The sequence below is a fragment of the Verrucomicrobium spinosum DSM 4136 = JCM 18804 genome (assembly GCF_000172155.1).
Classification (GTDB): Bacteria; Verrucomicrobiota; Verrucomicrobiia; order Verrucomicrobiales; family Verrucomicrobiaceae; genus Verrucomicrobium; species Verrucomicrobium spinosum.
Genome location: NZ_ABIZ01000001.1, coordinates 1,522,367 through 1,548,071, shown reverse-complemented (window position 1 = coordinate 1,548,071; position 25,705 = coordinate 1,522,367). Strand labels below are relative to the sequence as shown.

The following is a 25,705-nucleotide window of genomic DNA, read 5'->3' as shown; positions in this document are numbered from 1 at the left end:
GCCCCCTCCCGGCCGCGCCCCCAGGGCTCCGCAGGCTGAAGCTTGTGCTCCGTACAGTTCCAGGCCCAACACTTTGACGCACTGCCCTCTGACGTACTGACGCACTGGGCCGCAGGCACCCTGACCGCGTTTTTACAAACGCAGCCACGAGTGCTCCTCCTGACCGCGACTCTAGGCTCCGCAGGCTGAAGCTTGTGCTCCGTACAGTTCCAGGCCCAACACTTTGACGCACTGCCCACTGACGTACTGACGCACTGGGCCGCAGGCACCCTGACCGCGTTTTTACAAACGCAGCTACGAGTGCCCCCTCCGGGCCGCGCCCCAGGCCTCCGCAGGCTGAAGCTTGTGCTCCGTACAGTTTCAGCCCCAACGCCTTGAGGCACTGCCCTCTGACGTACTGACGCACTGGGCCGCAGGCACCCTGACCGCGTTTCAACTCCCATCCGCCCCTGACTTCTCAGCGAAGAGCACCTTGTCCTTCCCCTCCACCTTGGCTGTCGCTTCGCCGGGGCTTCTGGGGTAGCCCTTGCCGTCGAAGGCGAGCACGGCCACGCCGGGCTCCGCGCCGCCGCCGCGCACGGTGACGAGCAGGTCCCGCAGGCCATGATGGCGGGTGGTGCGCAGGTAGATGGGGGCGTGGACCACGCTCACGGAGCCCACCTTGGTGTATTTCCCATCCTCCTTGCACGCGCGCAGGAGGAAGAGGGTGCTGCCGCCGCTGCCGCTGTAGGAGCTCTGGCCGTTCATCAGCGCCAGGGCGTCTTTCCGCCCGTCTTCATCCAGGTCCACCTCCACGAGGTCGTAGTGCTCGGGCTTGATCTCCTTGTCCACCTTCTCCAGAGCGGCCTGGACGGCCTTGGCATGCGGCGGAGGATCTGGTGGCGAGCCAACGGCGATCGGAGCCAGCTGAAATACCGCAAGAGACACGACGACGGGAAGAACGGCCGGTTTCATGTTTCCTTCTACGGTGCGGGGTGGCGGTTTACGTGCAGGAATTTTCAGGATTTCCACGCCACCGGAGAGGCTTTGATCCTCAGCGAGGGCCTCCTGCCGCCGACAGAGACGTGCCGACGGCATTCCCGCGGACATACAGGAGTTCGTCGAGGATGAGGATGTCTTGGGTCGTTTGGAGAGTGACCGCCTAAAGGCCAATGCCATCAGGGAAAACGCATCGTCTTGCTGTTTTGCCCTGGCGCGCCTCGGAGCCGCGATAGTGCAACCGCCACGACTGTAACTGGTGAGCCCTTTTCAGAAGGGCCGAAGGTCCGGGTTCATACCAGCCTGGAGCAACGCCCCAGGGATAGATGGCCAAACTACCCTTGAGGGCTGTAGGCCCGGTGTCATCAAGTCTGCCTATGACGAGCATCCCTGAATAACGTCGGGCCTACAGCCCTCAACATCTAAAACGAGCGCCTACCTTGGGCGTTGCCCAAGGCTGCAATGATGCCGGACCTTCGGCCCTCAATACTTTCACAAAAGGGAGATGCTCGACCTCTCCACTTTTCCCTGATGGCATTGGTCCCGCATGCGGGACGGTACTCCAACTTCGGCGCGGATGCGGAGGGGAATTTGGAAGTGATTGGCCGCTGTTTACGGAGAAGGAACATGAGCAGCGAGATGGTCTGTCTTTCCCCCACCTGATCGTTCGCAGCAGGGTTGGAGTTCCGCCTCTAGGCGGGTCATGGAAACTACCAAGCGCCCTATGAGTTGACCCCGGTATCATGAAGAGACCGCCACAGACGTTCCCGGCAAGATGCCGGGAACAGCACGCAAGATGCGTGCGCTCACCAAGCTTCTCTGAGCCGACTAAAGTCGGTACTCCAACCCTGCTGCGAATCTGGTATGTGATAAGAACGCGGCTTTTTGCGGCTCTACTCCGTGAAACTCTGTGACCTCTGTGGTTAACCCGATCCCTCCGCCCCTTTTCACGTCAGGTCACCCCTGACCTCACGTCTTGCGTCTTGCGTCTGTGTCTTGAAGTCTTCTGTCCCCCGCGTAGCGGACTCACAGCCTCCGGCTGATCATATCCAACGCGGCGGTGGCGGCGGCAGGGCGGGGTGGGGACCTGATTGATCCTACGGATTAATTACAACCTTCCCGCATGATCCAATGGACAAACCTTGCGCACCGGGTAAATGGGGCGGTCGAGGCGTGGAGAGACGTCGGGAGACGTGCGACTGATTCCGCCTAAAGGCGGTACTCCAACCCTGCCGCGAACGTTTTACAGTCGAAAAAAGTCTTTCACGCTGTTTACTCCCTCACCCGATCAGTGCACCGCTTACCTCTCACCGCTTACCAGTTACCACTCACTCCCCTCCCCATGCGCATCCTGATCCTCTTCAGCCTCCTGATGGCCCTCGTGGGCACCACGTCCGCCCTGGAAATGCCCTCCTTTCACACCAAGGGCACGCCCACGGGCACCCCGGATGGGCCCCTGCAGCCGGGTGAATACTGGTGGCACCCGGAGATCTCCCCCAGCGGTCCCATCATGGTGCTGGTGAGTGTGCCCAACCAGATCCTGCATGTGTACCGCAACGGCATCCTCATTGGCCGCTCCACAGTGAGCACGGGGGCCAAGGGGCACGCCACGCCGGGCGGGGTCTTCACCATCCTGGAGAAGAAGCAGTCGCACCGCTCCAAGAAGTACAACAACGCGCCCATGCCAAACATGCAGCGCCTCACGTGGGACGGGATCGCCATGCACTCTGGGAACCTCCCCGGTCATCCCGCCAGCCACGGCTGCATCCGCCTGCCGTATGATTTTTCCCTGTTGCTCTTCAAGCTCACGGAAAAGGGCGGCACGGTGGTGATCGGCGATGGTAAGACGCCCACGCCGCACCTGGCGGCCAACCCCGGCCTGATGCTGGCGCCGAAGGACTTCAACCCTGAGATGCTGAAACCCCAGGGCACGAGCGACTACACCTGGCTGCCGGAGCGCAGCCCCACCGGCCCCATCACGATCGTGGTGAGCGCGGCAGACAAGGCGCTGTACGTCTTTCGCAATGGCAACCCGATCGGCCGCGCGGCCGTGCAGATCAGCGACGGCGGCCTCTTTGGCACGCGCAAGGAACTGGGCAACCACGTCTTCACCCTGCTGGAAGGTACGACCGACAAGCCCAGCTTCTGGGCCCCCGGCCGCTCCGCCCGCCCGTGGATGCGTGTGACCAGCAGCGGCCCGAAGCTGGATGTGGACGACCTCGGCAAGCGCCTGACCGTGAACCCGGAGTTCGCCACCAAGCTGTACGACACCATCGCCCCCGGCACGACCGTCATCGTGACCGACCACGCCGCCGTGCGCAACGCGGCACCGAGCACGGAAGTGCTGGGACACTAGCCAGTGGGCAGTTGGCAGTTGGCAGTTGGCAGTTGGCGGCGCGTTCAGTGGAGGGTGACTTGGAAGACGGGAGGCGGGTTGACGGCTTCCCGTTTTTTGTTTCCTTGAACGATGGGGGATGGGTGGGTGGGGAGATGTGATGAGACGCTTGTCTCGTGACCGCCTAACCCAACTTGGCGGATTCGCGGCCGATTTTGGCATTTTTGGGCCTGCCATCGAGCTGCAACCCTTGATTTTGCGAGGGTCCGTTTCAAAAACGGCTTGTAGTGCAGACCTTGGTGGTTGCACGCGCGTTTTGCTGGCTAACTTCTTGGGCCATCATGTTCCTGCGTTCCACCAAACGGCTCAAGGATGGCAAAGAGCACCTCTACTGGAGCATCGTCGAAAACCGGCGGATCAGTTCCCGGCAGGTGGTCCAGCGGCACGTCCTTTATCTGGGTGAACTCAATGGTCGTCAGGAAGCCTCCTGGCGCAAGACGGTTGAACTCTTCGGCAAAGACCAGAGCGCTCCTCAACAGGTGGCCCTCTTTGCCGAAGATCATGCTCCCGAGCAGGTCGGTGTTGATGAGTTGCCCATTGTGCGTCTGCGCCTTGCGGCCATGCGGCTGGAACGGCCCCGGCAATGGGGGGCCTGCTGGCTGGCCTGCCTGCTCTGGGAGCAGTTGCTCCTGGCTGACTTCTGGCGACCACGTCTGCCGCCCAGTCGTGAGGGCACCCGCTGGGATCTGGTGCTCCAGACCCTGGTGCTCTACCGGCTCATCGAACCGGGCAGCGAATGGCGGCTGCACCGCCACTGGTTTGACCAGACGGCCATTGCCGACCTGCTGGGCGCGGACTTCGCCCTGGCCGAGATCCACCGTCTCTACGAATGCCATGACAAGATCCTGGCCCACAAGCGTGCCTTGTTTGATCATCTCACCGAGCGCTGGCGCGACCTGTTTGGAGCCCGTTATGAGGTGCTGCTGTATGATCTGACCAGCACCTACTTTGAAAGCAACCCGCCGGACAACCCCACCGGTCTGCGCCGCTTTGGTTACAGCCGCGACAAGCGCAGCGACTGCGTGCAGGTGGTCATTGCCCTCATCGTCACCCCCGAAGGCTTCCCGCTGGCCTATGAGGTGCTGCCGGGCAACACCACCGACAAGAGCACCCTCAAGAGCTTCCTGGCCAGGATCGAAGACCAGTACGGCAAGGCCCAACGCATCTGGGTCATGGACCGGGGCATCCCGACTGAAGAGACCCTTGAACAGATGCGGCAGAGCACTCCGCCGGTGAGCTATCTGGTGGGCACGCCCAAAGGACGCTTGAGCAAGCTGGAGGAGTCACTGGCCCGGCAACCCTGGCAGCAGGCCCGCCCCCAGGTGCGCGTCAAACTGCTGCCGCATGAAGGGGAGACTTATGTACTGGCCCAAAGCCAGGACCGTGTGGCCAAGGAACGCTCGATGCGTCGGCGCCGGCTGCGCAAGTATCTGGATGCCCTGGAAGGGTTGCGCAAGCGCAAGCGCCCCCTGCACCGTGATGCGATGTACGAAGCGTTGGGTGCCGCCAAAAAGGAGGCGGGGCGGGATGCGCGCTTTGTCAAGGTCAGCGTGCAGTTGCAGCCAGCAACAGGCAAAGACCAGAGCAAGAGCAAGAGCAAGGGCAAGGGCCGGCAGCGGGCGACTCTGAGCTGGGAGCTGGACCGCAAGCTGTTGCGTGAAGGATGGCGGCGGGAGGGGCGTTACCTGCTGCGCACCAATTTGACGGAGACCGATCCCGCGAAGCTCTGGGAGTATTACCTGCAACTGGTGGAGGTGGAGCAGGCGTTCAAGGAGCTCAAACACGATCTGGGGATCCGGCCGGTGCACCACCAGTTGGACCATCGCATTGAAGCGCACCTCTTCGTGTCGTTCCTGGCGTACTGCCTGCAGGTGACGCTCAAGGCGCGCTTGAGGCTGACGGCCAGCGGGCTGACACCGCGAAGTGTGCTGGAGAAGTTCGCGACGGTGCAGATGCTCGATGTGCATCTGCCCACAACTGATGGAAGGGAGGTGGTGATGAGCCGCCACACGCAGCCTTCAAAGGATCTGCAACTGCTGCTGGACCAGCTCAAGATCACGCTGCCTGAACAGGCCCCGCCCAAAATCACTGGTTGAAGCAGACCCCGGAAGGTCGCGAAATGGCGGAAGATGTAGTGAAGACTTTTTGAACCCAATGTCGCAAAATCAAGGGCTGGAGGATCATCAACCCCGGCAATCCGCCAAGTCGGGCTAAAGGCGGAACTCCAACCCTGCTGCGGATCTCGCGTGATGAGAGCATATCTAATTACCCTGCTCACCATTTACCATTTACCATTTACCACTTACCACTTACCACTTACCACTAACCGCCAACCACTCACCGACCTCCTCCACTTTTCACTTTTTACTTACTACTTTTCACTTCCTCAGTAAAGCACCACTGCGCCGGTGTGGGCATTCAGGACCAGGGTGCGGTAGTTGGCGGGGAGGGCTCCTGGGGTCTGCTCTACGTCTTTGGCCAGGGCCAGGGTGATGCACCACTTGGGGTCGGTGGCTCCGCGCGGGAGGGTGGTGCCGCCCTCGGGTTTGAAGGCGAAAAGAGGGGGCGTGGTGTCGGGGTCGTCCACGGTCGAGGCAGGTACCAGAGAGGGGCGGGCCAGGAGGGTGGACCAGGTGGCCCCCTCCATCATGACGGCGGATTTCTCCAGCAGTTGGACCTCCCCTGCAGGCTTCCATTTGCCGGAGATGCGGTCTGGCACCATGAGCTGCCAGCCCTGGAAATAGGTGACGCCCGGAGCACCCGCGTCCTGGGGACGCTTCAGGAAACGCACGCCCACCAGGCGGTTCTCCCGGGCGGCCAGCTGGGCGGCGAAGGCGAGCTCGTGGGTGAACCGGTTCGAGGAAGAAGCGAGCTGCTGGGCGGCCAGGGCGCCGCCGACGAAGAACGTGGACATGGCCACCAGCAGCGCCACCATGGCGATGACCACCATCATCTCCACCAGGGTGAAGGCGGCGCGGGAGGAGGAGGAGGAGGATTGGAACGGGAGGCGGCTAGTTCTCACGGGTGGACATCAGTTTGGCTGCCGGGATCTGCACGGCCGTGGAAAAGACGCGGAAGCCCAGCTTCAGGCTGACCAGCTCCGTCTCAAGCCGCTTCACATCCGCTTCATACTGGGAGGAGGTGGTGAACACTTTTGTATTGGCCAGAGAGCGCAACTGCACGGCGAGGGCATCCGTGCCCGTGCTGTCGAGGCGGGCCCAGTCGCGTTCATCCAGGGCCACCAGCGTCAGCCGCACCATGGGTGGGAGCTGATGGCGGCTGCGCTCCGCGAGGCCGGATGACTCCGGCCATTGGTACCGACGGGTGTCGTACAAATAGTTCGGTGCGGCCGTAGTGTCCGCCCCGGTGTCCTGGCCGGGCAGAGGCCACACAGGCTGCACGAAGATGGCGAGAATGTTCTCCGCCACCGGCTGGGAGTCCGCCGCCAGGTACACACGGAACCAGTCATAGAGCCCCGCTTGCGAGGTCTGCGCCTCGATCCACGGCACCTTGGGGGTGGCGGCACCGCCTGAGGCTGGCGTGACCAGTTGATAGAGGGGCAGCTTTTCCGTTGGCTGACGAAACTCCATGAGGCGGAAGCGCTTGCGCTCGGGATGGGGCTCCTTGTCATCGAGGAAAGCGGGCCGACGCTCCATGTCACTCTCATAGGTCACATACCAGCCCCAGGCATTGAGCATGCTCTCCAGTCCATAGGGCTCAGTGGATGAGGGGTTGCCCGTGCCGGGATCAAGATTCTCCCCCAACGGAGCCTGGAAAAACAGGGCGTGACCTGCCGCAGGCACGGTACTGCCCAGCAGCGTGGTTGCGGGACCGCTCACATAGTGCAGCTCTGACTGGCGCTGGTAGAGCACGGGGTCGCCGCCTGCGTCCAGCTTGTAGCCCCAGTAGGAATTGAGCGTGGCCTGAGACAGGCGGGCGGCGATGGCCTCAAAGGCCGCGCGCGCTTCGCGGAACTCCTCCACACGCGCCTTGGCCCGCCCCCAGGTCTTCTGGGTGTCTGAAAGGACCTGCGTGAGCACCATCATCAAAATCGCAAGCACCCCTACAGAGACGAGGAGCTCCACCAGCGTGAAAGCGGACGGGGCCAATCTGCGAAGGGAGCCGGAAGCTGCGGTGTCCATGAAGAGGGGTGGCGGCTAGTTCGAAGCCACGGCTGCGGGGCTGGCGGTCTTGCCCGTCTGGGCCAGGAGGGTCTGCGCCCGCTTGCAGGACTTGGGATTTTGAAATGCGAGTGCGGCGTCGGCGTTGCCCGTCACGAGGATCTGCACCGCCTTCAAGCGTGAATTCGTGGCCATCATGCCCGGAAGGGGCAGGGCATTGGCCACGGTGACTCGCGCAGTAAAGACGGTGGAGGGGTCACCCGTGCTCACCCGGGTGCCCTGGGCGTCAAAGCAGTAGTCCCGGGAGGCCCCCTGTTGTTGCTGCTGGAGGATGTCTCCCCAGTCGCGCATGCGGTAGTCCGAGGAGACTGCCTGCACGATGCGTGCGCAGGCAGTCGTGTTGGAGGCCTCCCGCAAGGTATCGAGGGACACGGGGATGAGCCCGATCAGAGCCACCAGCACCGTGGCGGCGATGCCGACCGCGATGGTGGTCTCCACCAGGGAGAAGGCACTGCGCAGGTCCGGGTTCGAGGGTCTAAGGACGATTTTCATGGGGCGAAGGTTTTCTTCGTGATGACACGGAAGCGGTAGTGGTCATCCAGGGATCCGTTCTGCAGCGGGTTGTCGAGGAAGTTCGGCAGGTCCGGATCATTGGGGTCGATGTAGCGCTCGATGAGGGTCGAGCCCCGCTGCTCAGAGGTGATGGCATCCCGCGCATCGTCCCACTCGGCCGGGGCGGTGGAGCGGGCTTTTTTCAGCACCTGCACCCGGTAGTGCACGGTGAAGATGTTCGACTTGGTGGTGAGGCGTGGGTAGAGCTGGTTGTAGGGGGACTCGCGGACGTTGTCCCCCGTCAGCTCAAAGCCGTCCTTCTGCGTGGCGGCGCTGCCATTCCACCAGGTGACCATGCTCTCATACGTGGGCGAGGAGCTGGGCAGGCCACCCGTGCGGGGGTAGTAGGTGCGGCCCGCCATGGGCTTGGGTACGAGGAAAACATCACAGATCTCCGAGGCGCTGCGGAAGATGTCCCCCTGGTCGAACCGCTGGCGGAAGCCTTTCATGGTCTCCTCCGCATTCACCTCATAGACGGTCTCAAACTTCAGCCAGTCCTGCCAGGACTTGTAGTTCTCCTGGGACTCGTCAGAGGTGGCTCCGGAGGTGGGGGCATTCCTGGCCCAGGCCAGCTCATACGGCAGGGCGCTGAGCCGCACGCTGCGCAGGGCCGCGTGGATGCCGGTCTCCCGCTTGATGAAGGTGAAGGGCATGATCTGGGTGTTCAGATTGATCTTGCCCGCTGTGGAGAACGGCTCACTGATGGCGTAGGGCTCGACCACCGGCATCCAGAAGAAGTCGAGGAGCAAATGATCCCGCGGCGGGCGGAAGCCCCAGTGGTCTGTCTGCAACGGCTCCAGGGTGGAGGCTCGAACCCGGGAGGGAGGATTGGGGCAGAAGAGGAGCGTCTGCCACGGCCCCACGCGATTGCTGTTGGCGGGCACGGGGTGGATGCCCGTGGGCAGGGAGCCAAAGGCCACGGCGGAGGCGATCTGGCGGTTCGGGGAATAATGTCTGCCATCAGCCGCCTGGGTGCTGCCTTCGCGGTCGAAGTATCCCGTCTGCGTGCCGGCCATGTCACCCGTGACCCCTCCGTCATCGGGTTTGTTGATATAGGGACCGTCTTCGATCCGGCCCATGCCCGTGTCCCAGTCGCCCGGGCGGTTGGCGGCGTTGTAGGCGCCGTCGAGCTGGTAGGGCACAGCAGGCTGGCAGTCCTGCCAGTAGGGCACATCCTTCAGCAGGCCGTAGGACTTCGTCACCGTCTTGCCCGCCCCGATGGTGTAGCCGGAGATCTGCCAGATGTGTTGTTTCCCCGCGGTGTTGTAGGTGTTGGTGGAGAGATAACTGCGACCGTAGCCGGCGGATGGCGTACCGGCAGAGCGGAGGCATTGCGCCTCCTCCTTGGTCGGGCTGTTGTAGTCCGGGTGCACCCTGTAGCAGTCCGCAGGGATGTCCCGCATGGCGGAGAGCAGGCGGAGATCGCCTTTGGTGTTGGTGTTCTGGGCATTGACGATCACCGAGCGGACGGTGTCCCCCAGCAGGATTAGGTAGTCCTTCACATTGTTTTTGTTGAAGCGGGCCTGCAGGTCCATGCACTCCTTGGCCACGGTCCAGTTGGCATTGGAAGGCATGCCAGCGCCCACCCGCACGCTCGGCACGGGCCAGGCAGTGCTTGGCGTCGTGAAGTTCATGGTGGCCGTTTGAATGAGGGTGGCGTCATCCAGCTGCCCGACCGTGCCCTCGCCGACATGGGCCTCTATGCTGATGGGGCCGCCGGTGAACTGAAAGGCGCCCTGCGCAGACACATCCACCTCCACACTGACGAACGGGAAGGATGCCGTTTCATCGGTGCCCACGCCCCCTACGGCGACCGTCTTGACGTTATTCCCTCGCGCCTTGAAGAACTGGGAATGAAAGGAGGTGTAGGCGGTGGAGTGCCCGCCCTCCCCCGTGGCTCCGGCGGGAGTCCACACGCGGCTCACGAGTGAGGAGCCAAAACCCAGAGGCTGGCCGTTGACCTTCCAGGCCTCCATCCCTCTGATCCGGTAGCGCACGCTGGGGGAATAGGGCGGCATGCCAATGACAGGGGTGAAGGGCTGGAGCACCAGAAAGGCCCGCATGCGCCGGGTCTTGTCTGACCGGTTGTCCGCAGGGGCGGTGTCCTTGATGCTGCCGTCCGGCAGGGTGTCCACCTCAGTGGCCATGAAGATGAGAGAGGCCTCAATGACGGTGGGAAAGCGGCCAAAGGCCTTCAACTTCGTGCCAAAGGACTCATACGCCGTGCCCTCGGCCACGACCGGCACCGCAGACGCCTCAGCCAGGAACTCCGGATTCAGACCGGTGTAGGACCGGGGAGGAATGTAGTGGTACTTGGGCGTCTCATAGGGGTTGCTGGCATTCACGCCCCAGCGCACCAGGTCGAACATGGAGAGCAGGATCTGGTTGCGGTTCAAGGAACCATACTTGTCATCAAAGCTCGGGGAACCGAAGCCGGGGATGCCTGTCTTGGTGAGCTTCTGCAAGTAGCTGAAGAGCCTCTGATTTCCCGGAAGCTGGAAGTCCGCCGTCGGGCTCTGGGAGGAGCCCTGTTTGTTCGTGTCATTCTCCCAGGTGGAGGCCCGCTGGAAGGCGCCCAACTGCCCTGCCGAGGTGGCGCAGAAGGCCAGCAGCCTGTCCTTGGCCGTGCGCTTGGCCGTCTCCGACTGGAGAGGCCAGAGGGAGATGCGAGGGCGGTTATAGAGGTTAACCTCAGGAGCCCGGCTGTGGGCGGTGAGGAAGAAGCGCCCCGTGTCAAGGTCCGCAGCATCCACGGCACCGCCGGAGAGGTTGGGCAGGCGTTGTTGCGTGGCCGGGTCATAGCCGGAGCCGTAGAAGAACTCATCCACCGAAGCAAAGAGACGCTCGCGCTTCAACGGGATGCCGTTGGCCGCGGTGACCACCTCTGAGCCCCCCATGGAGCCCTCGCCTGAGGCACCCAGTTGCACACGGGGCAGCAGATCGTAGATGCTCCCGAGCCAGGCCTTGTGCTCCGCCTTGTTGCCGAGCGTGCCATCACTCTGAATCTGAGGCAGTCTGTACGCGTACCTGGAGTCAAACGCCTGCAGCACCGTGCTCATGCTCGTCATGGCTGGGTGCCCGGGGTACCGCTGGAACTCATTCTGCGCCGGCACGAAGTAGGCAAAGTTCCTGTCTGACCAGCCTGCCACCCGAGGGACATCCCAGCCGGTGCCCTCGCCCGCGGTGTTGATGTTCACCTTGCAGCTCTCGTCATCCGTCCAGAAGGCGATGCGCCCCACGATGGGATTATTTCCTGTGACCACGTCGTTCTGGAACGTGGCCTGCCCCCCCTCCCCGCCCTGCGGCACCACCAGGCGCCCGTCTTCCAGCACATAGAGCCAGCGTACCGGCATGGGCAGGGGCTGCGCTGCCGTCGCCCCCGGCACGGCCACCGAGGAGGAAAGGCCGAATCCCGCCACCTTCCCTGTGGTAGCCCCATCGATGGCCTGGAGCGCACCGGCATCCAGCACAGGATAGACACGATGGATGCTGCCGCGGGCATCCAACCGCGCCACGGGCTCATTGAGATCCGTGAACTGGGCGGGCTTCTCCTTCCACTGAGCGAGGGTGGCAGCCTCATTCAAGGCGTTGAAGTTTTCGCCCGATTCCGACATCTTGTCTGAGGAGTAGAGTCTCCACGCCGAGATCATCCTGGACCTGCCTGCGACAGTGCCAGCCGCCGTGCCATAGACGCGGATCATGCCCGGCTGGGAGGCCCACGTGGCCGCCATATCCAGACCAGAAGTCGCCTCCCGCACCTGGCCCATGACGATGCTCACCGGCATGTCCGTAAGGCTGCGCACCTGCGAGCTCTGGCTAAAGGCGGAGGCGGACCGCGCCTCAGACGAGCCCATGGAGAGCAGGGCCAGGACGAGGCCCATCAGCAAGGCCACAATGGAGAGCACCATCACCAGCGCCATCCCAGCCTGACGTTGCTGCCACTTCCGGATGATGAGGCTTTTTTTCATGTCAGTCATTTCGGCTGAAGTTGCTTCGGTCGGATCACTGGGCACAGCGACGGCGGCGGCGCAGGAGTACACCTGCGAAGGCCAGCACCAGGAGCACCACCCGGCCCGGCTCAGGGACGACGACGATCTGGATGTAGAGGCCGTTCAGGTCCGTGGAGATCTGCCACCTGTAGTCCTCGCCCAGGTTCGGCAGGATCATGCCGCCGAAGCCACCGGTGAACTTGCCGGCGTTGGGGTTGCCATCCACCACCACGTTCGACCAGTCAATGAGCTGCCACTTGTCCATCTCTGACCAGAACTCCGCACTCTCCGTGAGGTCTGAAACCTTCAGCGTACCGCTGAGCACGATGGCAGAGTCGCTCTCCAGCACGAGCACATCGTTCGTGAGCAGCGGGGCATCGAGGTTGAAGTCGCCCCCGTAGTTGTCCACAATGTCGAACTCCATCGTGCCCTGCAGGCTGATGATGCCGGTGCCGCTGTTGCTCAGGGTCAGGCTCTGTCCCGCGGAATCGCCGTAGGCGCCCACCTTGCCAATCTGGAGGGTGGCTCCGGAGGCCACGGTGATGTTTCTGTTGGCGGCCGTTTGAACCCGGCCTGCCCCGCCGAAGCGGGCCCCGCTCAATACCGTGAGATCGCCCGTGCCCGTGCCGCTGCCGGTCGTGTTCTCAATGATGTAAGAGCCCGCACTGATGGTGGTGCCACCGGTGTAGGTATTGGCTGTGGAGACACGCACCGTGCCGGTGGTGGTCTTGGCAAGTGCCGCATTGCCGGCCAGGATGGCATCCACGAGACCATTCCTCATGTCATAGGACGAGGCGCTGAGCTCTCCGGTGGTGCCTTCGATCTTGCCGTCAGCAAGGGTCACGGCCGCCACGGTCTCGTTGTTTTCCCCCAGGCTAAGCGCCGCCGTGGAGCCATTCACGGTCACCGCACCGGTGTCAGCCAGCACGCCGGAGGCACCCAAGGCGAGGACGCCCTCGTTGACGGTGGTGCCGCCAGTGTAGGTGTTGGCTCCTGAAAGCGTGAGCGTGCCTGCGCCCGTCTTGGTCAGGCCGCCGCTCGTATTGGCGGCAAAGGTGACCGTGCCCGCTGAGGCGGCCGTGGTGGCACCGCCGCCATGCAGGGAGACGGTGAGGACATCCCCCTCCACATAGCCGGTGCCGGGATTGGTGATGACGAAGCCCGTCACCACGCCATTCACCACCGTGGCCACCGCGGTGGCACCCGTGCCGGAGCCCCCGCTGAGCACTACCACAGGCGTGTCCACATAGCCTGCGCCCCCACTGGTGACGGCAATGGCACTGACGCCGCTGCCCTCAGGCGCGAGGAGCGCCTGGCTGATGGTGATGTCAAAGCCGTTGGAGTCAATCCGGGCTCCACCTGCATGGACGTTGGCACTGGTCAGGCCGGTCATGAAGGCGGTGCTGGCCGCATAGGCCCGCAGAAGGCCGCCATTGAAGTTGAAGACGGCGGTGCCCGCCCCTTTGCTGACACGGGAGGTGGTGAGTGTGCCACCCAGCAGGTTGAGGACGCCGCTGGAGCCTGCGTTCTGGCCCATCTGCACCCCGTTGGAGGCGATATTCACAGAGGCGGTTCCCGTCAGGTTCATGATACCCATGCCGTTCTCACCCACATAGATCCTGCCCGAGCCGCTGAGCGCGGAGTAGGTGGCGGTGCCGCCGATGTTGTAAACCCCGATGGCCCCGGCGCCGCCTGCGGCGATGGTCATGCCGTTGGCGTTCATAAAGACATCCCCCCCGGTGTGGTTCATCACCGCGCGGTCGTTGTTGGCCCCCGTGACGAACCAGTTGCCGGCGGTCAGGGTGCCGCCGGTCATGGTGAGGGCAGCATAGCTCCCCTGCCCGCGGCCCAGGTGGAGCTGGCCGGTGACATTGAGCACCCCGGAAGACAATTTCATGAACCCCCGGCTCCCCGCAGCCTGGCCGATGCTGACGCTGGGGGTGGCTGATTTGGTGGCGTTCACGGTGCCCCCCTCGATGGAGAGAATGGCATTCACGTTCGCGACGTCCCCCACGGTGATCTGCCCTGTGTTGGCAGTGTTCAGCGCATTGATCGTGCCGGTCACACGGAGCATGCCCTCGTTGACGGTGGTGATGCCCGTGTACGTGCTCTGTCCGCCGAGGACGAGGGTGCCGGTCCCGTTCTTGGTGAACCCAAACCCGGTGCCGCTCAGCCCGCCGCCCAAGGTCAGTGTGGCGGAGCCCTGGGTCGTCACCATGCGGTTGCCCGTCAGCATCACCGCGCCGGTGCCCAGGTTCAGGTCATTGGAGCCTGCGAAGACCACATTGCCATTCCAGATCTGGGCGTTGTTGGTTCCGACTGTCACGGAGCCGCCGCTGGTGTTGTCGAGCGTTCCTCCGTTGATCGTGAGCGTGCCGGTGCCAATGGCGGAGTTTCCGGCCCCAGAGCCGCCATGGTTGATGTTCAGCGTCGTGCCGTCAGAGAGGATCGTGCCGCCGGAGTAGGTGCTGGGGCCTGAGAAGGTGAACACCCCTGTGCCCGCGAGGGTGAGCGTGCGGGCACCGCTGATGATCGAGGAAATCACCGCTGCATTGCCGGAGTTGTTCGTCCAGGTCTGGCTGAGGCCCAGGGCCACCTCGCTGGCAGAGAGGGTCAGGGCACCCGCACCGGCATGGATGGTGATGCCCGCGGCATCGGCAATCGTCAGCACATTGGCCCCGCCGATACCCACGGCGTTGGGCGTGCTGATGGTGAGACTTTTGATGGCGGTGTCCGCGCCCAGGGTGGTGTTGCTCTCATTCGCCGCACCCGTGGCGGAGAAGGTCAGGGCTGTGGTGCCGTCCACCAGTTGTCCGGGGTCTGCAGCGCCTCCCGCGTCCGTGGTGAAGTTGGAGTTGCCGCCGCTGTTGGCATTCCAGAGGCCGTTCACATCCCCCTTCCAATAGGCCACGGTGGGCGAGTTGCTGATGAAGACATTCAGCGTCAGGGTGTTCCCGCCGGTGACCCCCAGGGAAAGGTTGTAGCCCGCCAGGGACGGGGCGGCGAGTTCGAAGTTGGCCAGGCTGATGCCGGAGGCTCCGGTGATGAGGTTGTAGGAACCCGCACCATAGCCGGTGAGGTTCAGCAGATTGATCATGGCGATGCCATTGACAAAAGTGTAAGTGCCGCCGGTGAGGGCAATCTGGTCGGACGCGTTGTTTCCCAGCTCAAAGAAGAGGGCACTCCCGCCCGTCAGCGTCAGCCCTGCCGAGAGGGTCAGGGTGCCTGTCACCCCGTCCTGGAGATTGATGGCGGCACCCGGGCCGCTGAGCGAAACGAGCCCGGCGATGGAGCCAAAGCCGCCCAACGCCCCGGAGGTGCCGACCTGGACCGCTGTATTCCCCAGGCGCCCGGTGATGCGGAGCAGGCCCGCATTGATCTGCGTGGCCCCGGTGTAGGTGTTGTTTCCTGAGAGGGTCTGCGTGCCCAGCCCCTCCTTCGTAAGGCTGAAGGAGGAGGAGAGCCCGTTGCTGATGCTGCCGCCAAAGGTCTCACTCCCGGTGCCGCTGATCGTCAGCCCTGTGGCGACAGAGGCTTTGTTGGAGCGGATGCTGATCGCTGAGGCATCGTCATAGGTCTTGAGCAGGCCGGTGGTCTGGCTGTTCCCGTTGAGATCCAGCGTGGCCCCCGCCCCCATGGTGACGGTGCCGGTGCCCAGCACGCCTTGGTTCGCGTTGTCCACCAGCAGAGTGCCGCCGGTGACGGTCAGGCCGCCGCCGAAGGTATTCCCCGCGCCGCTCAGGGTGAGAACCCCTGCCCCGGTCTTGGTGAAGGAGCCCAGCCCGACAACGTTGCCGGACAGGGTGGAGTCGTTGCCATTCGTATCAAAGGTGCCAGCCCCCGTGAGGTTGATGATCTTGGCGGTGCTGATCCCGCCCGTATCGGCCTGGAGCGTGCCCCCGTTGAAGGTGATGCCGTTGGTGGTGCTGGTCCCATTGATGCCCGCCGTGGCCGCACGGAGGGTGCCTCCATTGAGGGTGAGGATGCCGGCGTAGGTGTTGGCGGCCGTCAAATGCATCAGGCCGGCCCCGGATTTTGTGATTCCTGAACCGCTGTTGGCTTCACTGATGACATTGGAAACCAGCAGGTCCACTCCGCTGGCCACAGCTCCTGCGGCGATGTTGAAGTTCAGCGATCCACCGCGGACGACGATGCGGCTGCTGATCAGCGAGGTGCTGGTGCTCCCGAGGGTGGTGATGCCGTACCCTGAGCTAAAGTGGTATGAGCCGTTGTTCGTGGAGGCCATGGTACCGCCAGTGAGAACAAAGTTGGTGATGTAGCCCTGGTTGGCAAAGCCATTGGTGACGGTGCCGCCCACAAGATTGATGGTCTTGACGGCGAGGTCGGTATTGTAGCCCAGCGAATCATTCGCGGAGAGCTTGAGCACGCCGCCTGCATTCACGGTGATGACCCCGCGGAGGGCGCTGGTGCCGCCACTGGTGGAGATCTCCAGCGTGCCTGAGTTCACCACGGTCTCCCCGGTGTACGTGTTGGCACGATTCAGTGTCGTGGTGCCCGAATAGGTGGCCCCGCCGGCCACACCGAGGATGAGGCCGCCTGCACCATCCATGACGGCGGATTGCGCCACGTTGCCGTTCCCGGTGATGGTGGCGCTGAAGCCGGCATTGGTCACCGCACCGAGAGTGAGCAGGGTGGTGCCGCCGGCAGTAGGGTTCACAACATGGAAGGTGGGCGCATCTGTGAAGGTGACCGCACCAAAGGTGATGCCGGCAGTGCCGCTGTTCACATTGGCCCCACCCGCAATGACCAGCCGCTGCCCACCTATGGAGAGGGTGCCCAGCGTGTGCGTGACGCCCGCCCCGAGCGCGAGGCGGTCAGAGGTGAGGCGGGCATCGCCAGTGACGGTCGTGTTCCGGCCAAAATTCAGCGCCGTATTGTTGGCAAGCTGCAACTCCCCGCCCGCAAGGGCCAGGGCACCAGCGCCCAGCGCGGTGGCATTGGTCGTGGCCCGCAGGACGCCGGCATTCACGGTGGTGGCGCCGGTGTAGGTGTTGGCTCCTGTAATCGCCACGGTCCCAAGCCCGCTTTTGGTCAGGGAGCTGGCACCGTTGGCAAGGATGTTCGTCGTGATGGCCAGCGAGTCACCGGCCTGATCTGCGCGGATGACGAGCTCCGCCCCGCTCGCTGCCTGAATGCCCGTCCCGCCGGAGATCGTGGCCCCGCCCGCGACGTTGCCGGATTTCAGGATGCCGTTCACTGTCACGATGGAGCCTGTGGCCAGGGTGAAGTTCGTGTTCCCGTTGAGGTTCAGCGTGGTGAAGGTGGCCGTGCTCTGGGCGGTGACGGCGTCAGTGGTTTGCACATGAGTGCCGGTCAGGCTGGTGCCGCCTGCGAAGGTGAAGGCCCCGGCATCAGCACCGTATTGCAGTTCCCGGATATAACCTTCCGCGGCGTAGAAGGCATAGCGGCTGCCGCCGAAGAAGGTCCCTTGGTCAATGAAACTACCTGGGGTGAGACCCGTGGTCACCACGATCTTGTTCGTGGTGCCATTGAGGCCGCCGGAGACGACGAAGTTTGCCGTGGCTCCCGCCGCCCGGGTGAAAGAAGCAAAGGTCAGCGTCGTGTTCCCGCTTCCAGCATAGGTGGAGGTCACCGAGCCGTCCCCTCCAGTGAAATTGAGCGCGCCCATTCCCTGAGATCTGTCCGCTGCTTCCTTGAACTCTATTGCTCCGGTGCTGGCAAAGGTGAGTGCCGTGCCAGTCGTGCCATTGAGCGAGCCGGTCGTGCCATCACCTATTCTGAGCAATCCCCCACGGATGATCGTAGCGCCAGTGTACGTGTTTGTGCCTGTGAGATGCAACGTGCCGGCACCCAGTTTGGCGATGCCCGCAGCTCCGGTGACGTTCCCGGAGACGAGCAAATCCACCCCGCTGGCAGTGGTGCCGAGCGCCGTATTGAAGATCACGGGCCCCTGGTCCCGCGCGTTGACATTGGCGCTGACCACAGAGGTGGTGCTGCTGGCCATGCTGAAGATGCCAAAGTTGTTGGTGAAGTGAAAGGCAGCCCCGGAAGTGGAAGTCATGAAGCCACCGGTGAGCACGAAGTTGGTGCGATAGCCCTGATCACCCGTGACGGCGTGGTTGATCGTGCCGCCATTGAGGTAAACGGTGTTCACCCGGACGCCGTCGTTGTAGCCAAGAGCGTTCACCGCCCTCAGTTCCACCAGGGCACCCGCATTCACCGTCAGTGTTCCCGTCACCGCGCCGTTTCTGCCGCCCGCACTCAGGGTAAGCGTCCCTTCATTGACCACGGTATTCCCGCTGAAGGTGTTGATGGCCGAGAGGGTCAGGTTGCCGGAGCCGGTCTTGATCAGGCCACCCGTCCCGCTCATCACGCCGCTGTAGGTGGTGTTTTCATCATTGCCGCCCACGGTCAGCGTCACCGCGGAGCCGCCCACGTCTGTGAGCGCGAGGGCGGAGTTCCCGGCCAGTCCGCCCACATTGAACTTCAAGACCCCGGTGCCAAACCTCACGCCGTTGGCCACGTTGTTGGTGAGGGTGCTGTTTTGCACGGCATTGGCATGGGCCAGCCGCAACACACCCGCGGTGACCGTGGTGGCCCCCGTGTGGGTGTTCGCGCCCGCCAGCACCCAGGTGCCGGAGCCGGTCTTGGTCACTGCGAGGGCGGAGGATCCGCCATTGGAAATAACTCCCGAGATCGTGCCGCCGCCACTGCCCGTCAGCGTGAGGGTCTTCACTCCCGCCACACCGCCTGATCCGCCCGTGACCGGACCTGCAAAATTGAGCTGCGCGGTGGTGTGATTGTTGGTGATCGTGTAGCCCTGCGCGGTGGCATCTGTCCCGAGGATGAGGGCCCCATTGATGAGCTGATTGTTAAGCAGAGCCGCACTCATCATGACGCTGCCCCCGTTGCCCAGGGTCAGGCTCTGGCTGCCGGCGGCACCTGTGCCAAGCACATAGGAGGAGCCGTGCACGGTGTCAAAGGTGAGGGTCTGCAAGGTGACCCCTGCCCCGAGACTGATGACCGTATTGGCATGGCCCGCACTGTTGAAGACCGCGCTGTCACCCGCACCCGGCACGGCATTCGTGTCCCAGTTGGCAGCACTGGACCATGCAGCATCCTGGCTGCCATCCCAGGCTCCCGTGGCGGCGGGAGATCTGCCCACTACGCTGAAGAGAGCCGCCGCAATGAGGCACCATACCCCGCCCCTGCCCGCGGCCCACCGGCGGTCATACCCCCCTGGGCAGCAGGGAGGCGCGCCTCCACGACGGAGGGGAGATACGTGGGAGACCACTGGCTGGCGACGGGAGGAGGGCATGGCGGGAGTGAGAGGAGGGCAGGGCTGCGTAGGGGGGGAGCGGAGGCAGTGCGCGGCACGTGATTCCCCGTTTCCCCGGAAAAATTCATTCAGCTTAAAAGACTCGCGTCTGATGCGTCCCGGGATCGATCACCACGGAGCGGAAATCATCCGGCAGACCGGAGGGCACACCTTGGGGGGACTCACGCACGAGGGTGATCACGGCGGGCTGGCCGGGCGGGAGGGTGGTGCTGCCGTTGACGTGGAGGAAATAACTCACGTAGCTCACGTTCTGCTCCCCGCCGGCGGTGCCATCTGTGTGGACGGCCTGGCTCTGGAGGGTGTTGTACCTGGCATCCGGCATGAGGAGCACGTCATCCGGCAGGCGCTGGAGCTCGCTGGAGAAGGTGACCTGGGGCTTGCCATCAGAGGCCCAGCCGGTGACGAGCCCGATCTGGTAGGCGCGGTAGCCCAGAGTGCCCTGGCGGGTGGTGGGCAGCAGTTCATAGAAGCGCATCTCCACGAGCTTGTCCTCCTTCCGCGCCAGGAGGCTGGCCTGGTTGAGATCGGCGGAAAGCTGGCGGGCGGCGCCGGAGAGACGCTGGCTGCCCAGGGCGGCGGGCACAGACATGGCGGCCATGGTGACCAGCAGGCTGAGCAGGGCCACGACGACGAGCATCTCCACCAGGGTGAACCCGGCGGCAGTGGAATGGAGGGGGCGCTTCACCGGTGGACGGGGTGGGTTACAGCTCATCTTGAGAGATCCATTTGGAGCCACGCAGGGTGACGCTGCTGCTGAGCGCCTTGTGATGGAGCGGCAGGGCGCTCAGCCCCTGCTGCACGGCGGCGATGTCGTCCTTGAGCTGGGCGTACCGGACGAACTTGCCCGCCAGCACGGCGCGCACGGCCTCCCCGGCGGGTTTCTCGCCCAGCTTGTGCACGAGCGCCTCATAGCTGGTCTCATCTGCGGCGAGGAGGGTGATGCCGACCATCACAGGGAGCTGGTGGCGGCGGGATTTGTTGGTGGCGTTCAGGCCGTTCCACTGGAAGTCGCGGCTGTCATAGCGGTACTGGGGGTCCGGCACCACGGTGGTGCGGCCGCCGTCTGTCTGCGTGGCATGGGGGGTGAGCACCAGGGCCAGGATGTTGTCCGCCAGCGGACGGGAGTTAACTCCTATATCCTGCTGGTACCAGCGCAGGGCCTGGGTGCGGCTGGTGAGCTTGTTCAGGCCGAACCTGGTGGTGTCACCGTAGAGGATGCTGCCCTCCGCCGGCTGCACGTATTGCATGAGGCGGAAGCGGTAGCGCTCCGGGTTGACCACCGCAGGCGGGCCTTTCTGGAGGAAGTCGGGCCGGTTGGGCAGGTCAGTGTCATACTGGATGTAGAAGCCGCAGCAGTTCACCAGATCATGCAGGCGGCGGCGGTCGGCGTCCTCCGTACGGCCCAGCGGGGCCTGGAAGAAGACGGCCTGCCCGGCCTCCGCACCGCGGGTGAGGAGCTCACTGGACGGCCCCAGAATGAAGTGGTGGTCTGAGGTGCGCTCATAGCCCGTGGGGGAGGAGGCGTCCTGCGCGGAGCGGCGGTAGGCCCAGACGGCGTCCATGGTGGACTGGGAGAGGGCGCTGCTGATGCCGTCCAGCACGCGGCGTGCTTCCTGAAACTCCGTGGCATGGGCGCTGGCACGGCTGATGGTGTCCTGCGTGCGCACCATGAGGTCCGCCATGATGGTCATCATCACCGCCAGGACGGACACGGACACCAGCACCTCCACCAGGGTGAAGGCGGAGGAACACGATGGGGAGGGCTTTTGCAATCGGGCGTTCACAGGGAGGAGACGGCGGCAGCCCCCGTCAGCGGGCCGGTTTGTTCAAGCAGGGCGATCCACACGCTGCGCTCCCGGTATTTCCCAGAACCATCCGCGAGGGACTGCGTGTAGTTGCTCAGGCGGTCCGTCACGCGCACGCGGAGCTGGCGCAGGTAGGGGTTGGCCTCGTTGTCACCCTGGAGGGAGGGCTCTGTGCCCACCTTCACCTGCACGGCGTAGTTGCAGTCCACCCCGGTGGCAGAGGCCACTTCGGCCCCGGTCTGGTCGAAGAAGAGGGTGCAGTCCTGCATCTGCACGCTGCGGCTGCCGCCGGTGGCGGACTCATCCAGCCAGACGCCGGTCTGGTAGCGGTCCATCACGGTCTGCAGGATGCGGGCCTCTGCCTGCTTGTTGCTGGAGTCACGCAGGGTGTCCAGGCCAAAGGGCAGCAGGGAGATGAGCGTGAGCAGGGCGGTGGCGGCGATGCCCATGGCGAGGGCCACCTCCGGCAGGGAGAAGCCCCGCGCGGGGCGGGTGGATGCAGTGACGATGGCGGCAGGGGGGCGGGGGGTCATGGGGCAAAGGTCTTGCGTTCGATGATGCGGAAGCGGTAGTAGCGGTCCCAGCTCTGGCTGTGGCTGGGGGTGCTGTTCGTGAGCTCGGCCAGCTCCGGGTCCTGGGGATCGAGGTAACGCTCCAGCGTGGCGGAGCCGCGGTGGCTGGAGGTGGGGAGGTCTGCCCCCTCCACCCAGCGGTCCACCCGGGTGCTGCGGGCCTTTTGCAGCGTCTCCACGCGGAAGTGGACGGTGAAGGTGTTCGACCGGGTGGTGAGGCGCGGGTAGAGCTGGTTGTACGGGGCCTCGCGGCTGTTGTCCCCGGTGGGCTCAAAGGCATCTGCCGCATTCAGAGCGCCGTTCCACCAGCTCACCATGTCCTCATAGGTGGTGGGGGGCGGGGCGGCGTCCGTGTTGTAGGTCACGCCGCTGCGCCGCTGGGGTACGAGGAAAATCTCGCAGATCTCCGAGGCGGAGCGGAAGATGTCGCCGGTGTCGAACCGCTTCGTGAAGCCCTTCAACGTCTCGGCGCGGTTCACATCATAGTAGAGCTCGTAGCGGTGCATGGCGCCCTCCTTGTAGTTCGTGCCGCCGGCGCTGTTGTACCCGTTGGGGGTGGTGCCGCCCACGGAGTTCGGTGAAATAGCGCTGAGCTGCACGGGCTTGAGCACGGCATGGAGCCCGGTGTGGCGCTCGATGTGGCGGAAGGGCAGCATCTGGGTGTTCATGTTGACCTTGCCGGCGGTGGCAAAGGACTCGCTGATGGCGTAGGGCTCCACCACGGGCATCCAGAAGAGGTCCAGCCAGAGGTGGTCCCGCGGGCCCTTGAAGCCCTCGTGATCCAGCTCAGTTGGCTCCTGACCCGCGGGGGTGGACCGGGAGGCGGGATTGGGGCAGAAGAGGAGGGTCTGCCAGGGCTGGTGCGGATGGGACGGGGTGGCCTGGCTGCCATAGATGCCGGAGGACAGCGAGCCGAAGGCCACGGCAGAGGTGATCTGGCGGTTCGGGCTGAAACTCAGCCCGTTCTCCACGCCGAAACCGTGCCGGCTGAAGTAACCGAGGTCACCGTCCTCCGCCTGGCTGTTGGTCACCACGTTGTTCTCATCCGCCTTGTTGATGTAGGGGCCGTCCTCCACGCGGCCGGCGCCGTTGTCGAAGTCCCCGGGGCGGCCGAGGGAGTTGGACACGCCGTCCTGCCCGCGCATGACCGCAGGGATGGAGTCGCGCCCATACCAGACGCCCTTCACCAGGGTGCCGGCGGTGTTCACAGTGGCCGCGCGCAGATCCGAGCGGGAGAGGCCCAGCGGACCGCTCGCAGAGTCCCCGGGGCCGAACTGGCCGTACACCATCTGGTTGCCCTGGCGCAGGAAGTGCAGGCGCTCCACCTCCTTGTCCGCATAGCGCGGGTGCGGGGTGTACCAGGTGGCGGGCACGTCCCGCATGGCGGAGAGAATGCGCAGGTCCCCTCTGGTCGGGCCGTTCACATCGATCTCCACACTGCGGGTGATGTCGCCATCCTGGATGAGCGTCTTCACAAAGCTGTTCGCGTCACCCTGGGTGCGCTTGGTGAGGTTGTTGAAGTCCTCATTCACCAGGCGGGGCACCTTGAGCGTGGCGGGCGGGAAGGTGATGTGCAGGGTCTGGATGACCTCGGCCTCCTCGGGTTTCGGGAAACCACTCAGGATCTCAATGGTGAAGCTGCCGCCGTCAAAGTTGAACTCCGTGGCCGTGCCGGTGGTGACGAAGCCGCTGTAGAAGGGGAAGTTGTTGTCCTCGTTGTTCCGCGCCATCTGGCGCGTGGCGGTGGCGAACTGGTCGGCCGCGGTGGAGCTGAGATTGGCCTTCTTGAACTGGGAGGCAAAGCCGGAGAACGCCGTGGCCCCGGCGGAGTCCAGATAGCCGGCAGCGGTGTTGCAGCGGATGGTGTCCACGGCGGGGAAGGCCATGGAGCGCCCGTTCACCCCCAGGGTATTGAGCCCGGTGATGCGGTAGCGCATGTTCGACGTCGCACCCGGCGCGCCGGACGTGGGGTTGAACGGCTCCAGCGCCAGGAAGGCCTGCATGCGCGTCGTCGCGCCCGTGTCTGGGTTCTTGTTCGTCGCCATGAAGACGAGGGCGACCTCTGAGAGGGTGTTGAAGCGGCCGAAGCCCTTGGTATCATTTCCTGGAACCAGCGGCACGGCGGAGGACTCGCCCCGGCGGTCGCCCACGCGCGGCGGCAGGTAGGTGTAGGTGGGGGCCAGCCCGGTGCTGTAGCTGTTCACAGACCAGCGCATGAAGTCCACCATCTCTGTGAGGATCTGGTTGCGACGGGGCACGGTGTACTTGGCCGCAAAGTTCCCTCCGAAGCCGGGGATGTCCCGCGCCTGCCCGCCGCCGCCGGTGCCGCCGGTGAGAGGGACGAGGTGGTTCTCATAGAGCTGGCGGTTCCGCGCCAGGGCACCGGTGACGGAGGAGCTGTCCAGGTCCAGATCCCCGCGGATCTTCTGCCCCGTGCCGGCATCATCCACGGTCTTGAAGTTCTTCAGCCGGGTGAAGTACCACGGCTTGCCACCGCCGGTGCCGACGAAGGCAAGGAGCTTGTCCTTCGCGTTGCGCTCAGTCGGCTCGGCAGAGATGGGCCAGAGCATGACACGCGGCTGGTTGAAGAGATTCAGCTCCGGGGCGCGGCTGTGGGGTGTGAGGAAAAACCGCGCGGTGGCCATGTCCTGCTGCGTGAGCGCGGGATCCTGCATGCCGCGGTTCCGGTTGAAAACGAGCTCATCCAGCGTGGTGTAGAGGCGGTCGTCCTTGTCCGGCACGAGCACGACGGAGGGCATCTTCGTCCCGCCATAGCTGCCGCCCCAGGGCACGCGCGGGCTGATCTGGTGGTAGCGCTGCAGCACGGTGGCGAGCTGCGTGTCACTCAGCGCGGGGCTGACCACGAGCTGCTGGCCAAACGCCTGGAACACGGGGCTGAGCGCCGTCTGCGCAGGATGCCCGGGGTAGCGGGAGTATTCATTCTGCGCCGGCTGGTAGCGGGCAAACCGGGCCGTGGTGCCATTGAAGAAGCGGGGCACATCCCATGCTGAGCCCTCGGTGGCGGTGTTCACATTGATCTTGGTGCTCTCATCATCCGTCCAGAAAGCGACGCGCCCGACGATGGGGTTCTGCCTGGTGGGAGCGACCGCGCCGTTGCCGCCAAAGGTGAGGCCGTCCTCCTTGTTCCCGCCCGTGGGCACGAGCACGTGGCCATCTGCCAGCACATACATCCACTTCACCGGCATGGGCAGGCGGGTGCTCACATCATCCACACTTGTGGGGGCCACGGTGCCGGGCACGGCGTTGCCATCCACCTTGTAGCCATCCACGGGCAGCCCGCCGTTGCGGGCGAAGACGGCGCGGGGATCGCTGATGGGGAAGACGGTCTGCACGCGGTCCGCCCCAGGGGCCATGACGGCGGCGGGCTCATTCATGTCCACATACAGGCCGGGCACGGTCTGCCAGGTGGCGAGATCGCCGACATCCGTGTTGATGGCGGACTTCACCGTATTCAGCGCCATGCCGTTGGCGGTGCCGGTGGCATTGGGCGGGGTGACGACCATGGCGTCGTCTGAGTAGAGCTTGTACAGCGCCACAGTCTTGGCGCGCACGCTGTGGTTCTGCACATCCGACTCGGTGCCGAACACGCGGATCATGCCGGGCTGGGAGGCCCAGGTCTTCTCCAGGCCGTTCTGCTCTGTGGCGCGGCGGATCTGGCCGATGGCCATGTTCACCGGCAGCTCAGAGAGGGTGCGCGCCTCCGTGATGTTCGAGTAGGCGGAGGCGGAGCGGTGCTCTGTGCGCACCTCCGCCAGGAAGGCGAGCACGAGCATGGCCACCACGGCCACGGCCACCAGCACCATGATGAGGGCAATGCCACGCGGCGGGTGCGGGCGTTTGCGATCCGGATGTGAGAAGGGGGTCTTCATCAGGCAAGGGCAAAGTTATTTC

General features: G+C 64.3%; 12 protein-coding genes. 2 read left to right on the top strand and 10 right to left on the bottom strand.

Annotation, left to right across the window (positions count from 1 at the left end; translation table 11 throughout):
• Positions 1–432 precede the first annotated feature (432 nt).
• Complete coding sequence (locus VSP_RS06040) at positions 433–1,077, bottom strand: hypothetical protein (protein WP_009959417.1); 645 nt, start codon at positions 1,075–1,077, stop codon at positions 433–435.
• Between the two features lie 1,243 nt (positions 1,078–2,320).
• On the opposite strand from VSP_RS06040, the gene VSP_RS06035 reads away from it, so the two are divergent.
• Positions 2,321–3,334, top strand: a complete 1,014-nt coding sequence (locus VSP_RS06035; protein WP_009959416.1) for a L,D-transpeptidase — start codon at positions 2,321–2,323, stop codon at positions 3,332–3,334.
• Between the two features lie 320 nt (positions 3,335–3,654).
• Positions 3,655–5,469, top strand: a complete 1,815-nt coding sequence (locus VSP_RS06030; protein ID WP_009959415.1) for an IS1634-like element ISVsp1 family transposase — start codon at positions 3,655–3,657, stop codon at positions 5,467–5,469.
• A gap of 290 nt (positions 5,470–5,759) precedes the next feature.
• On the opposite strand, the gene vccD (VSP_RS06025) is transcribed toward VSP_RS06030, so the two are convergent.
• From vccD (VSP_RS06025) to vccA (VSP_RS05985), 9 genes are all read right to left on the bottom strand, one after another.
• On the bottom strand, positions 5,760–6,395 hold the full coding sequence (vccD, locus tag VSP_RS06025) for a Verru_Chthon cassette protein D (protein ID WP_081452420.1): 636 nt from the start codon (positions 6,393–6,395) through the stop codon (positions 5,760–5,762).
• Positions 6,385–7,515 (bottom strand): Verru_Chthon cassette protein C, encoded by a 1,131-nt coding sequence (gene vccC, locus VSP_RS06020; protein WP_009959413.1) that lies wholly within the window; start codon positions 7,513–7,515, stop codon positions 6,385–6,387. The genes vccD (VSP_RS06025) and vccC (VSP_RS06020) overlap by 11 nt, the downstream gene beginning before the upstream one ends.
• Before the next feature lie 15 nt (positions 7,516–7,530).
• Complete coding sequence (gene vccB, locus VSP_RS06015; protein ID WP_009959412.1) at positions 7,531–8,046, bottom strand: Verru_Chthon cassette protein B; 516 nt, start codon at positions 8,044–8,046, stop codon at positions 7,531–7,533.
• Positions 8,043–12,074, bottom strand: coding sequence for a Verru_Chthon cassette protein A (vccA, locus tag VSP_RS06010; RefSeq protein ID WP_232289552.1), 4,032 nt, complete (start codon positions 12,072–12,074; stop codon positions 8,043–8,045). Before vccA (VSP_RS06010) ends, vccB (VSP_RS06015) begins: the two co-directional genes overlap by 4 nt.
• A gap of 34 nt (positions 12,075–12,108) precedes the next feature.
• Positions 12,109–19,395 (bottom strand): autotransporter-associated beta strand repeat-containing protein, encoded by a 7,287-nt coding sequence (locus VSP_RS34090; RefSeq protein ID WP_081452419.1) that lies wholly within the window; start codon positions 19,393–19,395, stop codon positions 12,109–12,111.
• A gap of 94 nt (positions 19,396–19,489) precedes the next feature.
• Positions 19,490–20,101 carry a Verru_Chthon cassette protein D gene (gene vccD, locus VSP_RS06000; RefSeq protein ID WP_009959408.1) on the bottom strand — a complete coding sequence of 204 codons (612 nt, stop codon included), beginning with the start codon at positions 20,099–20,101 and terminating at the stop codon, positions 19,490–19,492.
• A 16-nt stretch (positions 20,102–20,117) separates the two neighbouring features.
• Complete coding sequence (vccC, locus tag VSP_RS05995) at positions 20,118–21,200, bottom strand: Verru_Chthon cassette protein C (protein ID WP_009959407.1); 1,083 nt, start codon at positions 21,198–21,200, stop codon at positions 20,118–20,120.
• Positions 21,197–21,754, bottom strand: a complete 558-nt coding sequence (gene vccB, locus VSP_RS05990) for a Verru_Chthon cassette protein B (RefSeq protein ID WP_009959406.1) — start codon at positions 21,752–21,754, stop codon at positions 21,197–21,199. Before vccB (VSP_RS05990) ends, vccC (VSP_RS05995) begins: the two co-directional genes overlap by 4 nt.
• Entirely contained in the window at positions 21,751–25,683 is a 3,933-nt protein-coding gene (vccA, locus tag VSP_RS05985) for a Verru_Chthon cassette protein A (RefSeq protein ID WP_009959405.1), read from the bottom strand. The genes vccB (VSP_RS05990) and vccA (VSP_RS05985) overlap by 4 nt, the downstream gene beginning before the upstream one ends.
• Positions 25,684–25,705: the final 22 nt, after the last annotated feature.